This is a genomic window from Actinoallomurus sp. NPDC050550, assembly GCF_040655075.1.
Classification (GTDB): Bacteria; Actinomycetota; Actinomycetes; order Streptosporangiales; family Streptosporangiaceae; genus Actinoallomurus.
On sequence record NZ_JBFAJC010000155.1, the window covers coordinates 1 to 1,198 of the forward strand.

Here is a 1,198-nt window from a genome sequence, read left to right on the forward strand (position 1 = left end):
CTAGTGCCGCATCAAGCAACGTTGGTCATGTAACCGGTCCAGGTGCGGATGGTTGATTCGGGGGCGAAGTCGCGTTTGGGCTGAGCGCGGGCATTGCGCCAACGGACGTAGGCGGCGATCGCTTCTCCTTGCTCGGTGTGGCTGCGGTGGTCGGTGCCGGACAGGGCGAAGTAGCGCAGGGCGGCGAACTCCGATTCGATCCAGTTCAACCACGAGGCATACGTCGGCAAGAACACCAGCTCGATGTCGTGGCCGGCCGCCCAAGAGGTCACGTCGGGGTGCTTGTGGGGCGAGAAGTTGTCCAGGATCAGATAGAGCTTCTCGCCGGGCCAGCGGGCGCGCAGCACTTTGAGGAAGGACAAGAACTCACCGGAGCGTTTCCGCTCCCGGATCCGGTAGATCATCTTCCCGCTGGCCAGATCGAGGGCGGCGAGCATGTGCCGGACCCCGCCCCGGCGGTTGTAGGTGGCGCGCAGCCGCACCGGGTGGCCACTCCGGCGCCAGGCGTTCCCGGGCCGTGGTTGCAGGTTCAACGGGCCGAACTCATCGGCGCACACCACCCGCCCATCGTCCGGCGGATCATCGTAAAGCTCCAGGACACGGCGCATCTTGGTGATGAAGTCCGGGTCGTTTGAGGCCTTCCAGGTCTTGGTGGCCTGCCAGGTGATCCCACCGGCCCGCAGGATCTGCCGGATCGACTCGCGGCTGATCGAGGCGACCACCCCGCTGGCCACCAGATGTTCGGCGAGTTTGCTCAGGCTCCACGTGGAGAACGGCAGGCCCAGGTCGCGGGGGCAGCACCGGGCGATCAGGCGGATGTGGCGGCGAACCGCCTCACTGATCGTCTTTGGTCTGCCCCCGCTCCATTTTGGGTTCAGCGCATCGAACCCCATGTCGTTGAAGTCGTGGATCACCCCGCGGACATACTCGGGTGAGCAATCCAGCAGGTGAGCGATGTCCGGGACGCTTTGGCCCTGGGCCGACATCAGCACCACGATCGCCCGCCGTAGCTTCACCGGGTCTTTGGATGTCCGCCCGATCCGCTGCAACCGCTGTCCCTCGCTCATCGTGACCGGCCGGACGAACACTTCCGGGGGACGTCCCATCAACCACCTCCGAGATCGCACTCGAAAGCAGCCTGGCCCGCACCCGCCTAAAGATCAATTACGCGAACAACGATCTTGGACGCGGCACTAGC

At 65.0% G+C, this 1,198-nt stretch carries 1 protein-coding gene; it reads right to left on the minus strand.

Translation table 11 applies throughout. The annotated features are described in order from the left end of the window. Nucleotides 1-11: 11 nt before the first annotated feature. Complete coding sequence (locus AB0I04_RS55170; RefSeq protein WP_360905090.1) at nt 12-1,106, minus strand: IS630 family transposase; 1,095 nt, start codon at nt 1,104-1,106, stop codon at nt 12-14. Nucleotides 1,107-1,198 lie beyond the last annotated feature (92 nt).

Bases quoted from the DNA above. Each gene is read 5' to 3' on its own strand.
- AB0I04_RS55170 (WP_360905090.1), bottom strand. From the start codon at position 1,106: ATGGGACGTCCCCCGGAAGTGTTCGTCCGGCCGGTCACGATGAGCGAG.